Origin of the sequence: Superficieibacter sp. BNK-5, assembly GCF_047456055.1 — a bacterium.
Lineage (GTDB): Bacteria > Pseudomonadota > Gammaproteobacteria > Enterobacterales > Enterobacteriaceae > Superficieibacter.
Window position 1 is genome coordinate 477,573 of sequence record NZ_CP179893.1, and the last position, 13,103, is coordinate 490,675.

General features: G+C 56.0%; 11 protein-coding genes and 1 riboswitch. Of the genes, 6 read left to right on the forward strand and 5 right to left on the reverse strand.

Annotated features, from left to right (window positions below; genetic code table 11):
- The first annotated feature begins 149 nt into the window (after nucleotides 1-149).
- The 3 genes from tolC (at nucleotide 150) to ACMGGS_RS02290 (ending at nucleotide 3,565) form a co-directional block, all read left to right on the forward strand.
- Nucleotides 150-1,586: an outer membrane channel protein TolC gene (gene tolC / locus ACMGGS_RS02280; RefSeq protein ID WP_414164881.1), complete on the forward strand. Its 1,437-nt coding sequence runs from the start codon at nucleotides 150-152 to the stop codon at nucleotides 1,584-1,586.
- Nucleotides 1,587-1,727: 141 nt separating this feature from the next.
- Entirely contained in the window at nucleotides 1,728-2,399 is a 672-nt protein-coding gene (locus ACMGGS_RS02285; RefSeq protein WP_176918435.1) for a DUF1190 family protein, read from the forward strand.
- Nucleotides 2,400-2,404: 5 nt separating this feature from the next.
- Complete coding sequence (locus ACMGGS_RS02290) at nucleotides 2,405-3,565, forward strand: glutathionylspermidine synthase family protein (protein ID WP_414164882.1); 1,161 nt, start codon at nucleotides 2,405-2,407, stop codon at nucleotides 3,563-3,565.
- Nucleotides 3,566-3,894: 329 nt separating this feature from the next.
- On the opposite strand, the gene ygiD is transcribed toward ACMGGS_RS02290, so the two are convergent.
- Nucleotides 3,895-4,683: a 4,5-DOPA dioxygenase extradiol gene (gene ygiD, locus ACMGGS_RS02295; RefSeq protein WP_414164883.1), complete on the reverse strand. Its 789-nt coding sequence runs from the start codon at nucleotides 4,681-4,683 to the stop codon at nucleotides 3,895-3,897.
- Between the two features lie 195 nt (nucleotides 4,684-4,878).
- On the opposite strand from ygiD, the gene zupT reads away from it, so the two are divergent.
- Nucleotides 4,879-5,652 (forward strand): zinc transporter ZupT, encoded by a 774-nt coding sequence (zupT, locus tag ACMGGS_RS02300; protein ID WP_414164884.1) that lies wholly within the window; start codon nucleotides 4,879-4,881, stop codon nucleotides 5,650-5,652.
- Nucleotides 5,653-5,925: 273 nt separating this feature from the next.
- Nucleotides 5,926-6,912 carry an IS110 family transposase gene (locus ACMGGS_RS02305; RefSeq protein WP_414164885.1) on the forward strand — a complete coding sequence of 329 codons (987 nt, stop codon included), beginning with the start codon at nucleotides 5,926-5,928 and terminating at the stop codon, nucleotides 6,910-6,912.
- Nucleotides 6,913-6,993: 81 nt separating this feature from the next.
- Here the strand turns inward: ACMGGS_RS02305 and ribB are convergent, their stop codons facing one another.
- Nucleotides 6,994-7,647 carry a 3,4-dihydroxy-2-butanone-4-phosphate synthase gene (gene ribB / locus ACMGGS_RS02310; RefSeq protein ID WP_414164886.1) on the reverse strand — a complete coding sequence of 218 codons (654 nt, stop codon included), beginning with the start codon at nucleotides 7,645-7,647 and terminating at the stop codon, nucleotides 6,994-6,996.
- A 91-nt stretch (nucleotides 7,648-7,738) separates the two neighbouring features.
- A riboswitch (FMN riboswitch) is annotated at nucleotides 7,739-7,887 on the reverse strand.
- A gap of 117 nt (nucleotides 7,888-8,004) precedes the next feature.
- Between ribB and ubiK the strand changes: the two genes are divergently transcribed.
- Complete coding sequence (ubiK, locus tag ACMGGS_RS02315) at nucleotides 8,005-8,307, forward strand: ubiquinone biosynthesis accessory factor UbiK (protein ID WP_414164887.1); 303 nt, start codon at nucleotides 8,005-8,007, stop codon at nucleotides 8,305-8,307.
- Between the two features lie 39 nt (nucleotides 8,308-8,346).
- Here the strand turns inward: ubiK and glgS are convergent, their stop codons facing one another.
- The 3 genes from glgS to glnE all read right to left on the reverse strand — a co-directional run bounded on the left by glgS (nucleotide 8,347) and on the right by glnE (nucleotide 13,082).
- Nucleotides 8,347-8,529 carry a cell surface composition regulator GlgS gene (gene glgS / locus ACMGGS_RS02320; RefSeq protein ID WP_176918600.1) on the reverse strand — a complete coding sequence of 61 codons (183 nt, stop codon included), beginning with the start codon at nucleotides 8,527-8,529 and terminating at the stop codon, nucleotides 8,347-8,349.
- A 208-nt stretch (nucleotides 8,530-8,737) separates the two neighbouring features.
- On the reverse strand, nucleotides 8,738-10,171 hold the full coding sequence (gene hldE / locus ACMGGS_RS02325) for a bifunctional D-glycero-beta-D-manno-heptose-7-phosphate kinase/D-glycero-beta-D-manno-heptose 1-phosphate adenylyltransferase HldE (protein ID WP_414164888.1): 1,434 nt from the start codon (nucleotides 10,169-10,171) through the stop codon (nucleotides 8,738-8,740).
- A 52-nt stretch (nucleotides 10,172-10,223) separates the two neighbouring features.
- The gene (gene glnE / locus ACMGGS_RS02330; RefSeq protein ID WP_414164889.1) at nucleotides 10,224-13,082 is read right to left on the reverse strand and encodes a bifunctional [glutamate--ammonia ligase]-adenylyl-L-tyrosine phosphorylase/[glutamate--ammonia-ligase] adenylyltransferase; all 2,859 of its coding nucleotides are present in this window, start codon (nucleotides 13,080-13,082) and stop codon (nucleotides 10,224-10,226) included.
- Between the last annotated feature and the right edge of the window lie 21 nt (nucleotides 13,083-13,103).

Below are 13,103 nucleotides of genomic sequence, written 5' to 3' on the forward strand. Positions count from 1 at the left end.
ACGGTTTCACAAACTCTATGGTAGATTGGTGCCCATTAATGTCGGATGGCACATAACGCCAACCTTTGAGACTGGCAGATTCTGCTACAATCGGCGATTATTTTTTGAATTTGTTTAGCGCTAAAAATGCTTCTCAACAAGGAATGCAAATGAAGAAATTGCTCCCCATCCTTATCGGCCTGAGCCTGACCGGCTTCAGCGCAGTGAGCCAGGCAGAAAACCTGTTGCAGGTTTATCAGCAGGCGCGTTTAAGCAACCCGGACCTGCGTAAGTCAGCAGCCGATCGCGATGCGGCATTCGAAAAAATCAACGAAGCGCGTAGCCCTTTGCTGCCTCAGCTTGGTCTGGGTGCAGATTATAACTACAGCAATGGTTTTCGCGATAGTAATGGCCTGGATACCACTTCAAAAAGCGCCTCTCTGCAATTAACGCAGACCATTTTTGATATGTCGAAATGGCGCGCCCTGACGCTGCAAGAAAAATCAGCCGGTATTCAGGATGTGACCTGGCAGGCCGATCAGCAAACGCTGATCCTGAATACGGCTACCGCCTATTTTAACGTATTAAGCGCCATTGATGCGCTTTCCTATACTGAAGCGCAGAAACAGGCCATCTATCGTCAGTTAGACCAGACCACCCAGCGTTTTAACGTCGGGCTGGTGGCGATTACCGACGTGCAGAACGCCCGTTCACAGTACGATACCGTGCTGGCAAATGAAGTCACTGCCCGTAATAATCTGGATAACGCAGTAGAATCCCTGCGCCAGGTGACCGGTAATTACTACCCTGAACTGGCATCGCTTAATGTCGATAACTTCAAAACGGCACGTCCGCAGGCGGTAAATAGTCTGCTGAAAGAAGCTGAAAACCGCAACCTGACGCTGTTGCAGGCGCGTCTGAATCAGGATCTGGCGCGCGAACAAATTCGTCAGGCGCAGGATGGCCATCTGCCAACGCTGGGTTTAACCGCCTCAACGGGGGTTTCCGATACCTCGTATAGCGGTTCCAAAACCCGTGGCGCGACCGGCTCTCAATACGATGATAACAATGCAGGCCAGAATCAGGTCGGTCTGAACTTCTCGCTGCCGATTTATCAGGGCGGGATGGTCAACTCTCAGGTGAAACAGGCGCAGTATAACTTCGTCGGCTCCAGCGAGCAGCTTGAAAGCGCGCACCGTAGCGTCGTGCAGAACGTGCGTTCCTCTTATAACAACATTAATGCGTCAATCAGTAGTATTAATGCGTATAAGCAGGCGGTTGTCTCTGCGCAAAGCTCTCTGGATGCGTCAGAAGCCGGTTATTCCGTTGGTACGCGTACTATCGTCGATGTGCTGGACGCGACTACCACGCTATATAACGCCAAGCAGCAGCTCTCCAGCGCTCGCTATAACTACCTGATCAATCAGCTTAATATCAAAAATGCCCTCGGCACACTGAATGAGCAGGATCTGGCTTCGCTGAACAGCGCACTGGGTAAAACCGTGCCGACCACGCCGGAAAGCGTAGCACCGGAAGATGCCTCGCAGGCAGCCAGTGCGGACGGCTATTCTGGTACGGCAGTTCAGCCTGCTTCCGCTCGCCGTTAAGCAACCCCGCCAGGCGGGGACGCCAGTCCCTGCCTGAACGTAAGGCAACGTAAAGATCCCCTTCCCGCTTCATTTTCAACCCCCCATCCTCTATCCTGAGCAGTATTCATCACGCATTACCTCTGGGTCTGGAAGACAACTATGAAACGGACAAAAACAATTAATCACGCCACGTTCCGCAAAAGCTGGAGCGCGCGCCATCTTACCCCTGTCGCCTTTGCCGTAAGCGCCGTATTTATGCTGGCGGGCTGTGAGAAAAGCGACGAAACGGTATCGACTTATCTCAACGCCGACGACTGTTCTTCGGCTAATCCTGGTAAGAGCGCAGAATGTACCACCGCCTATAACAACGCGCTGAAAGAAGCCGAACGGACCGCGCCGAAATACGCTACGCGGGAAGACTGCGTTGCTGAATTCGGTGAAGGCCAGTGCCAGCAGGCTCCGGCGCAGGCGGGTATGGCACCGGAAAACCAGGCGCAGACGCAGTCCAGCGGCGGTTTCTGGATGCCGCTGATGGCGGGTTATATGATGGGCCGCCTGATGGGCGGCGGTGCCGGTTTTGCCCAGCAGCCGCTGTTTAGCTCGCGTAACCCGGCCAGCCCGGCCTACGGTCAATACACCGATGCCAGCGGTAAAAATTACGGTGCCGCCCAGCCGGGTCGCACGATGAACGTGCCGAAAACCGCAATGGCTCCGAAACCGGCGACCACCTCAACGATTACTCGCGGCGGCTTTGGTGAGTCGGTAGCGAAGCAGTCCGCGATGCAGCGTAGTAGCGCGTCGGGCAGTTCTTCCCGCTCAATGGGCGGCTGATCGGCATGGAAAGGATCAGCATTACCGAACGCCCGGACTGGCGAGAAAAGGCCACCGAATACGGGTTTAATTTTCACACCATGTATGGCGAACCGTACTGGTGTGAAGACGCTTACTACAAACTGACGCTGGCACAGGTCGACAAACTGGAAGAGGTTACGGCAGAACTGCATCAGCTGTGCCTGAAAGTGGTCGATAAGGTCATCGCCAGCGATGCGTTAATGACCAAATTCCGTATCCCGAAGCATACCTGGAGCTTTGTCCGCCAGTCGTGGCAAACCCATCAGCCTTCGCTCTACTCGCGCCTCGATCTGGCATGGGACGGCACTGGCGAACCCAAACTGCTGGAGAATAACGCCGATACGCCCACCTCGCTGTATGAAGCGGCGTTTTTTCAGTGGCTGTGGCTGGAGGATCAACTGAATGCGGGCAATCTGCCGCAGGGGAGTGACCAGTTCAATAGTCTGCAGGAAAAGATCATTGAACGTTTTGCCGAACTGCGCGAGCAGCATGGCTTCCAGCTTCTGCATCTGACCTGCTGTCGCGATACGGTTGAAGATCGCGGCACGGTACAATATCTCCAGGATTGCGCCGCCGAAGCGGGCGTCGCCACGGAATTTCTGTATATCGAAGACATTGGGCTTGGTGAAAAAGGCCAGTTTAGCGATTTGCAGGATCAGGTCATTGCGAATTTGTTCAAGCTTTATCCGTGGGAATATATGCTGCGCGAGGTGTTTTCCACCAAGCTGGAAGATGCCGGCGTGCGCTGGCTGGAACCCGCGTGGAAAAGCATTATCTCCAACAAAGCGCTACTACCGATGCTCTGGGAAATGTTCCCGGATCACCCGAACCTGCTGCCTGCGTACTTTGCGGAAGACGATCATCCGCCGATGGACAAATTCGTCGTTAAGCCGATTTTTTCACGTGAAGGGGCTAACGTTTCGATTGTGGAAAACGGTAAGACCATTGAAGAGGTCGAAGGACCGTATGGCGAAGAAGGCATGATCGTCCAGCAGTTTTATCCGCTGCCAAAATTTGGTGACAGTTATGTGTTGATCGGCAGCTGGCTGATTAACGACCAGCCTGCGGGGATTGGGATTCGGGAGGATCGCGCGCTGATTACGCAGGATCTGTCACGGTTCTATCCGCATATTTTTGTGGAGTGAGTTCTTAGAATAGCGTTCTTACAGTAAATAACAGAGTAATGCCAGACCGGGATAGTACAGCGCGGGTTGTGTCCGGCTGTAAATCGCCGAGTCGTTTCCTGGAGGCCGGGGCGACGCGCGTCGAGGGCGTGTGCTTTACAGGATGTAAAGCTCGCGCCCGACCCGAAGCCGGAAGGAATAAGACGAGGGAACCGCGAAGCGGCGATTTACGGGCCGGGAGCCCTGGCACGTTCACCGACGCGGTAATTCAGTTGATCCCGGGAAATTGAGGTGAACGGAAGTACCACCTCTGCTCCATGTATCCTCCCATCAACTCTACACCCGTCCGGTTATCCCACCAGCACCGACAACATACTCAAACTGCCCATTTCAATTCCGTCCACCGGGATGGTCACCGGTTCCTCGCCATCCCACGCGCCCAGAATGTACAGCAGCGGCAGGAAGTGATCCGCCGTCGGGTTCGACAACGCGCCGCCTTCATGATCCAGATAGTTAACCAGCGGATGATCTTCCGCCGCGCCCTTCCACGTCAGATTCGCCTTCACATATTCATTAAACGATGTCGCCCACGGATACGGGGTGTTTTCGCCATGCCAGCGTACGGTACGCAAGTTATGCACCACGTTGCCGCTGGCGACCAGCATGATGCCTTCGTCACGTAACGCCGCCAGCTTACGGCCAATCTCAAGATGCCAGGCCGCCGGTTTAGTGCTGTCGACGCTGAGCTGCACCATCGGGATATCCGCCTCAGGGTACATCTTGATCAGCACGCCCCACGAGCCGTGGTCAAACCCCCACGCTTCTCGATCCAGTGTAACCGGCACCGGCGAGAGTAATTCAACCAGCCGCTCGGCCAGTTCTGGCGAGCCGGGTGCCGGATAGTGCGTATCGTACAGCGCCTGCGGGAACCCGCCGAAATCATGAATGGTTTTCGGCGTTTCCATCGCCGTCACGCCCGTGCCGCGCGTGAACCAGTGGGCGGAGATCACGACGATGGCTTTGGGACGCGGTAAGGTTTCACCCAGTTGCTGCCAGGTACGTGTATAGCGATTATCTTCCAGCACATTCATCGGGCTACCATGGCCTAAAAAAAGTGCTGGCATACGGGAACGGGACATGATGATATCCTTACAAAGAGTATAATTTGATAACATCACACTACGCTCTTTTTACATCTCATGAACTCAGATAACCATGATGATGATCGTCAGAAATTTTGAATGTAAGGATTATTAAAGGCCGGGCATACCCTCTCGAACATTATGGAAGATGCCTCTATCATGAATGAGAATCATTATCAAAAGGAGTAGCCAATGTCAGTACCTTTAATTCTGACCGTGCTTGCCGGCGCAGCCACCTTTATCGGTGCGATCCTCGGCGTACTGGGCCAGAAGCCTTCTAACCGCTTACTGGCATTTTCGCTCGGCTTTGCCGCCGGGATCATGCTGCTTATTTCGCTGATGGAAATGCTGCCAGCGGCTCTGGCAACTGAAAATATGCCACCGGTGCTGGGCTACGGCATGTTTATCGCCGGTCTGCTGGGTTACTACGGGCTGGATCGCCTCCTTCCCCACTCCCATCCGCAGGATTTGATGCAGGACAGTGCGCTCCCCCCTACACGAAAAATCCGCCGCACCGCGATTTTGCTGACGCTGGGCATCAGCCTGCACAACTTCCCGGAAGGTATCGCCACCTATGTTACGGCGAGCAACAATCTGGAGCTGGGCTTTGGCATCGCGCTGGCCGTCGCGCTACATAATATTCCGGAAGGTCTGGCGGTTGCCGGTCCGGTATACGCCGCGACAGGTTCGCGGGGGAAAGCCGTTTTCTGGGCGGGCATTTCGGGTCTTGCGGAAATCCTTGGCGGGGTGCTGGCATGGCTGATCCTTGGCAGCATGATGTCGCCAATAGTGATGGCGGCGATTATGGCTGCTGTGGCAGGGATCATGGTGGCGTTGTCAGTGGACGAATTGATGCCGCTGGCGAAGGAAATCGACCCGCATAATAATCCGAGCTATGGCGTGCTGTGCGGGATGTCAGTGATGGGGTTAAGTCTGGTGCTGCTGCAAACAATTGGGTTCGGTTGAGGGATGTTATCGCCGGGAAGTACCGTGTCCGGTAATGCCGGATGGCGGCTTCGCCTTATCCGGCCTTGTATCCTGAACAGATAGCTGATTAGCTGTCAGCTATCTGAAACGGGAGAAGCTTGTATCCGGCCTGAAGACACCGATCTTCCGATGTAGCTTAAGCCTCCCGTTTCACCTTTCACGTCACTCAAAATCCGTACGGTAACCAGAAGCACTGACTTCGTATGTACAAGGCTGGAATGGCGTGTTGGCTCAGGTGAAAGGAGGTGTTCTGTGTGTACTCTCGGTATTGATGTCAGTAAAAATAAAATCGATCTTTGTCTGCTTGTTGCCGGCCCCGGCGGCAAAAAAAAGCACAAGGTTCTGAACAATGAACCCGCCGTGGCCCGCAGGGTTGTCGACTGGCTGAACGCACAAAAATGCGTTCCGGGAAGCGTGACGGTCGTGCTGGAAGCGACGGGTATCTATCATGAAAATCTGGCGTATGGCCTCCATGAGGCTGGCGTCAGGGTCTGCATGGCCAACCCACATCGTGTCCGCGAATTTGCCTGCGGGATGGATATCCTCAACAAGAATGATGCTGTCGATGCATTCGTACTGGCCTGTTATGGCGCGCTGAAACACCCGAATATCTGGGTTCCGCCTTCACCCGAAGTGCGCAAACTGAGGGCTCTGCTGCGGCAGCGGAATGCCCTGAGAGAGGATGTGCAGCGTACGGTGAACCGGCTGGAAAAAGCGACTTCCACATCCACACCACGGGAAGTCATCCTTTCACTGGAGCGGACGAAAAGCTGGCTGAATGACGAACTGGCCCGGATAGAAAAGCTCATAACCGATCATACGGATAACGATCCGGGGCTGAAGGCCGATCTTGATTTACTGAAATCGATCAAGGGTGTGAAAGATCAGGTCGGGCGGGAAATGCTGGCACTGCTGAAAGACGGAACGTTCAAAAGCGCCTCACAGGTAGCGGCGTATCTGGGGCTCAACCCGGTAGAGAAAACATCGGGAAGCTCAGTACGTGGCAGACCACATATGTCAAAAACAGGACCATCAGGTGTGCGGGCTAAGCTGTACGTGGCAGCCCTGAGCGCGAGCCGCTGGAACAGGCAGGCAAAGGCTGTCTATGAAAGGCTGGTCGCGAAGGGCAAGGCAAAGAAAGCCGCGCTGGGGGCCGTCATGCGCAAACAGGTGCATCTGTGCTTCGGCGTGTTAAAAACGCGGCTTCCCTGGGATGAAAATTATGCAGCTACCGCTTGACGTTCAAGACGGTAGCTACAACTGCCACGTCTCAAACCACAGGCCCGGTAAGCGCAGCGCCACCGGGCAGGGTTGCCGATCTTAGCTGGCTTTTTTCTCGTGTTCCTGACGATACGCCACTAAATCTTCAATGGTGACGACGGCCATATTATGCTCGCGCGCAAATTTGATGCATTCCGGCGCGCGCGCCATTGACCCATCATCATTGGTTAACTCGCACAATACGCCTGTCGGCTTAAAGCCCGCTAAAGACACCAGATCGATCGTTGCTTCGGTATGACCACCGCGGGTCAGCACGCCGCCCGGTTGCGCGCGCAGCGGGAACACATGGCCCGGTCGGTTCAGGTCGGAAGGGGTTGCGTTATCGGCAATCGCAGCACGGACGGTGGTAATACGGTCGGCGGCAGAAACGCCGGTGGTAACGCCTTCAGCGGCTTCGATGGTGACGGTGAAACCGGTGCCGTAGGCGCTGGTGTTGTTTTCAACCATCATTGGCAGGTCAAGCTGCTGACGACGATCTTCGGTAATGCACAGGCACACAATGCCGCTACCGTGACGAATGGTCAGCGCCATCTGTTCGGTGGTCATGGTCTCTGCCGCGAAGATCATATCACCTTCGTTTTCACGACTTTCGTCGTCCAGCACCATCACACCACGGCCTTCGCGCAGCGCAGCAACAGCCTGTTCTACACGCTCAAACGCATTACCAAAAGAAGAAAAAAGAGTCTGATTCATGGTAAAAAAACCTCATTAACATTATGGTTACCAGAATCAGGGCAGTCTTAGGAGTCAAAAAAATAACGTGCGCAGGCCGGGCCTGTTGGATCGTTACTCTCTCCCATCCGGACTTTAACCGTCGGCCCCGGAATTACACCGGATCTGCTGACCTTCCGGCAAAGCCAGAAGCGCTCGCGGGCTTTCGACAAGCGTCGATTTACCGCCGGTGGGGAATTACACCCCGCCCTGAGAATAAGCACGGCAACTATAACGCTGTTAACCACTTTGGGCAATCCATTCACTTCAAACAATTGTTTATAGAGTGGCTTTCTCAAACTACAATGATTGCAGAGCCTATCAGATCAGGAAACGACAATGATTGACCCGAAAAAAATTGAACAAATCGCCCGCCAGGTCCATGAATCGATGCCGAAGGGGATCCGGGACTTCGGGGACGATGTAGAGAAGAAAATCCGTCAGGTGCTTCAGTCGCAGCTGACCCGTCTGGATTTGATCAGTCGTGAAGAGTTTGACGTACAAACGCAGGTACTGCTGCGTACCCGTGAGAAGCTGGCGCTGCTTGAGCAACGCCTGAGCGAGCTGGAGAGCCGTTCGCAGAACGTGCCGACGGAAGTGAAACCGGCTCCGGCGATTCCCCCGGTCGATCCGCAGGAATAACTGCCAAAAAAATGGCCCGTATTTAGCGGGCCATTCTGTTTATTCGCATACCGTTTGGCGTTGATAAAACTCGTAGCGCTGGCAGAACCAGCTACGCTGTTCTTCATCCATATTGCCGGTGACGTTACTGATATCAATCTGGCGTCCTTCCCTTTGCATCCTGGCAAAACTCCGCGCCAGAAAGTCAAAGTTCTGTACCGAGTACAAGTCCTGTTCGTTCATTTCTACCGCATCTCCCATGATTTTTTTTAAGCGTAGGTCAAATTTTGAAAGGTGCAGGAGAGAGTGAAACAAAATTGATCTGAGTGGGTAAAAAGTGCGCGATTGTTTATGCGGGAAGAAAATAATGCCGGATGGCGCTGCGCTTATCCGGCCTACGTTTGATGTAATCTGTAGCCCCGATAAGCGCAGCGCCACCGGGGAATTGCGCCTACTGGTGGCTGTCTTTCTGGATCTTGCGAATGATATTGGTCGTCGAGCAGCCGTCTTCGAAGTTAAGCACCAGCACCTCGCCGCCGTTGGCCCACACTTCTTTGCTGCCGGCGATATCTTCCGGCTTGTAGTCGCCGCCTTTCACCAGCAGATCCGGCAGGATCCCGGCAATCAGGCGCTGCGGCGTGTCTTCTTCAAAAGAAACCACCCAGTCCACCGCTTCCAGCGCGCCCAGCACGATCATCCGCTGTTCCAGCGGGTTGACCGGACGAGAGTCGCCCTTCAGCCGTTTGGTGGAGGCGTCGCTGTTGACCGCGACAATCAGACGATCGCCCAGTTTGCGGGCGTTGGCGAGGTAGGAGACGTGACCCGCGTGCAGAATATCGAATACGCCGTTAGTCATCACTACTTTCTCGCCGCGCTTGCGCGCCGCCGCGACCGCTTCCTGTAACTCCGCTTCGTCCATCACGCCAAAGCCGGTTTCCGAACGGCCGCGCACCGCGTTTTCCAGTTCAATGGGAGAAACCGTAGAGGTGCCGAGCTTGCCGACCACCACACCAGCCGCCGCATTGGCGAAGTAGCAGGCTTCCTCCAGCGAATTTCCCGCCGCCAGCGTTGCCGCCAGCACGCCGATCACCGTGTCGCCTGCGCCGGTGACGTCATAGACTTCCTGCGCCTGGGTCGGCATATGCAGCGGCGCTTTACCCGGTTGCAGCAGCGTCATCCCTTGTTCGGAGCGCGTGACCAGCAGTGCGCTGAGGTCGAAATCAGCAATAATCTTCATGCCGCGTTCAACCAGTTCCTCTTCGCTCTGGCATTTCCCCGCCACCGCTTCAAACTCAGAAAGGTTAGGCGTGAGTAGCGTCGCGCCACGGTAGCGCTCAAATTCAGTGCCTTTCGGGTCGATCAGCACCGGAACGTTCGCCTGCCGTGCCAGGGCGATCATTTGCTGAACGCTCGCTAACGCGCCCTTTGCATAATCAGAGAGCACCAGCGCGCCCACATGCTTCAGCGCTTGCTGGATGCGGTCGTGCATCGGCTGCGGATCGACACCAGCGAAGCCTTCTTCAAAATCGAGGCGGATTAATTGCTGATTGCGCGACAGCACGCGCAGTTTGGTGATGGTCGGATGCGTCGGGACGGAAACAAAATCACACTTCACGTTAACGTCAGCCAGTGATTTACTCAACGCACGTGCGGCGTCGTCGATCCCGGTCAGACCGACCAGCCGTGACGCTGCCCCCAGCGAGGCAATGTTCATTGCCACGTTCGCCGCGCCGCCAGGACGCTCCTCAATGGTATCCACTTTCACGACCGGCACCGGCGCTTCCGGTGAAATACGGCTGGTTGGCCCGTACCAGTAGCGATCCAGCATCACGTCACCGACCACCATGACGTCTGCGCGAGTAAATTCTGGCAGCGTTACTTTCATTCCTGTCTCCTGAGAGATTCATCAGTCATACGTTTTGTTGCGCGCGATAATATCACACCTGTTCTGATGTGCACGGCTCCACCAGCCACTTCTGCCAGCTGGCGCTGACCTGAGCACGTTCTGCCATAAAGGCATCCGGCGGCAAATGCCCCGCCTGCTCCTGAAGCGCGAGGTGGTGTAGCTCGTCGCGCAAGGTGGTATAGGCCTGCGTCAGCGCCTGCGCTTCCTGCTCATCCATAATGTCGTTTTGCGCCAGCAACTCCAGGATGCGCACGTTATCTGACCAGCGGGTCAGCTTCGGTTTTTGATGCGCATAGTGCAGCACCAGGTACTGCGCGATGAACTCAATATCGGTGATGCCGCCCGCGTCGGTTTTGATATCAAAACGGTCGCGGTGTTTATTGCCGAGGTGGGCGCGCATTTTCTCACGCATCTCGCGCACGTCAGTTTGCAGTTTTTCGCCCTCGCGCGGCGCGCTCAAAATCTCGCGGCGGATAGCGTCAAACTGTTGGTTAAGCTGCGGATCGCCATACACCGCACGGGCGCGGACCAGCGCCTGATGCTCCCAGGTCCACGCCTCGTTTTTCTGATAATCAGCAAAGGCTTCGGCGGTAGTCACCAGCATACCTGCCGCGCCGGAAGGCCGCAGACGCGCATCCACCTCATACAGAATGCCGGAGGAGGTGCGGGTACTGAACAGATGCATAATGCGCTGGGCCAGCCGCAGATAGAACTGTCGACCGTCGATCTCGCGTTCACCGTCGGTCATGACGTCAATCGGACAATCATGCAGAAAGACCAGATCGAGATCGGAACTGTAGCCTAGCTCCCAGCCGCCGAGCTTGCCGTAGCCAATGACAGCAAATCCACGGCCTTCACGCTCGCGAAGATGAGCGGGTTGCCCGTAACGGGCGACCATTTGCGTCCACGCCTGCTGAACCACGGCGTCAATCATTGCCTCCGCCAGCCAGGTTAAGTGATCGCTCACTTTCATCACTGGCAGCGTACCGGCGATGTCCGCCGCCGCAATACGCAGCAACTGCGCCTGCTTAAACTGACGCAGCGCTTCAAGCTGTTGCTCCTCGTCCTCTTCCGGCACCCGCAACAGATACTGGCGCAGCTCATCACGATAAGCATCCGTCGCGGTCGGCTGATAAAGCGTATTGGGATCGAGTAGTTCATCGAGCAGCAGCGGATAACGTGCCAGCTGGCTGGCCACCATCGGTGAGGCGGCACAAAGGGTAATCAGATGTTTGAGCGCGCCGGGAAACTCGCTCAGAAGTTCGAGATAGGTGGTGCGGGTCACAATCCCGGTGAGCAGCGGCATTAACCGTGACAGTGGGATCGGCGCGTCGTCGCGGGAGCAGACATCGGCCAGCAGATGCGGCATCAGGTGATCCAGCACCTGCCGACCACGCGGGCCAATGGTGCGCTTATCCAGCTCCTTGCGAAAATCAGCGATCAGCGCCACTACCCGCTGACGGTCAGCATCGCTGAGGTGTGCCAGCACTGGCGTGACATCCTCTTCCTGCAACACATCCTGCCACAGTTCGCGCCAGTTTTCCGACAGCTGCTCTTCCTGAGTGTCGGTATCATCATCGCCGATTAGCTCGTTGAAGACCTGGCGCACGCGGCGCATATGCTGTGTCAGCGTCGCTTCCAGCGTTGACCAGTCGGCAAGGCGCATGCCCCACGCCAGCCGCGCCCGGTTGAGATCGTCCCCCGGCAGGGTCTGGGTCTGTTCATCGTTAATACTTTGCAGCAAGTTTTCCAGCCGACGTAAAAACAGGTACGCTTCGCGTAACGCCGTGGCATCCTCTTCCGGCAGCAAATGCAATGCCGCAATCGCCGACAGCGTCGGCAGCAGCGAGCGAAGCTGCAATGACGGCTCGCGTCCGCCGCGAATTAACTGGAAAACCTGAACGATAAACTCAATTTCACGAATGCCGCCGGCGCCGAGTTTGATGTTGTCTTTCAGGCCGCGCCGTCTGACTTCACGGGCAATCATGCCCTTCATATTGCGCAAAGACTGAATAACGCTGAAGTCGATATAGCGACGGAAGACAAACGGCCGCAGCATGGCGCGCAGTTCGCTGGCGTAAACGCCGTCGTTGTCGCCCATGATGCGGGCCTTGACCATCGCATAGCGCTCCCAGTCGCGGCCCTGCTCCTGATAATAATCTTCCAGCGCCGCAAAACTCAGCACCAGCGGGCCGCTGTCGCCAAAGGGCCGCAGCCGCATGTCCACGCGATAAACAAAGCCGTCCTGGGTGGGCTGATCCAGCGCTTTAATCAGCCGCTGTCCGAGGCGGGTGAAAAACTGCGCGTTATCCAGCTCACGACGCCCGCCCTGGGTCGTACCCTTCTCCGGCCAGGCAAAAATCAGATCGATATCCGAGGAAAAATTCAGTTCGCCGCCGCCCAGCTTGCCCATGCCGAGAATAAGCAGCGGCTGCGCTTCGCCACGGGCATTGCACGGCGTGCCCCACTCCCGGCAGCAGGCCGTATACAGCCAGTCGCGGGCGGCGACAATCAGCGTTTCCGCCAGCGCGCTGAGCTGCTGGAGGGTTTCCTGTTCGCTCACCAGCATCAGCGCCTGCGCCCAGGCAATACGCACCATCATATGGCGACGGAACAGGCGCAGCGCGTGCATCAATGCCGCTTCATCGTTCACTGATGACAGCGCGTCCTGTATCCACGGTGCATAATGCCGCCACTCATCCGCCTGCGGTGGATGGCTTTCCAGCGCGGCCAGCCACTCTGGATGCGCCACCACGCTTTGCTGAACAAAATCACTGAAAGTGAGCACTAACTGCGTTTGTTCGCCGGACGTTTGCACCGGAAAATCGTCCGGCAGGCGCTCAAGCACCGTCTGCCAGTGCTGCTGTAACGCTGAAGAAAGCGGCATCATGGAGTCTGTCCTTTGCCTGAA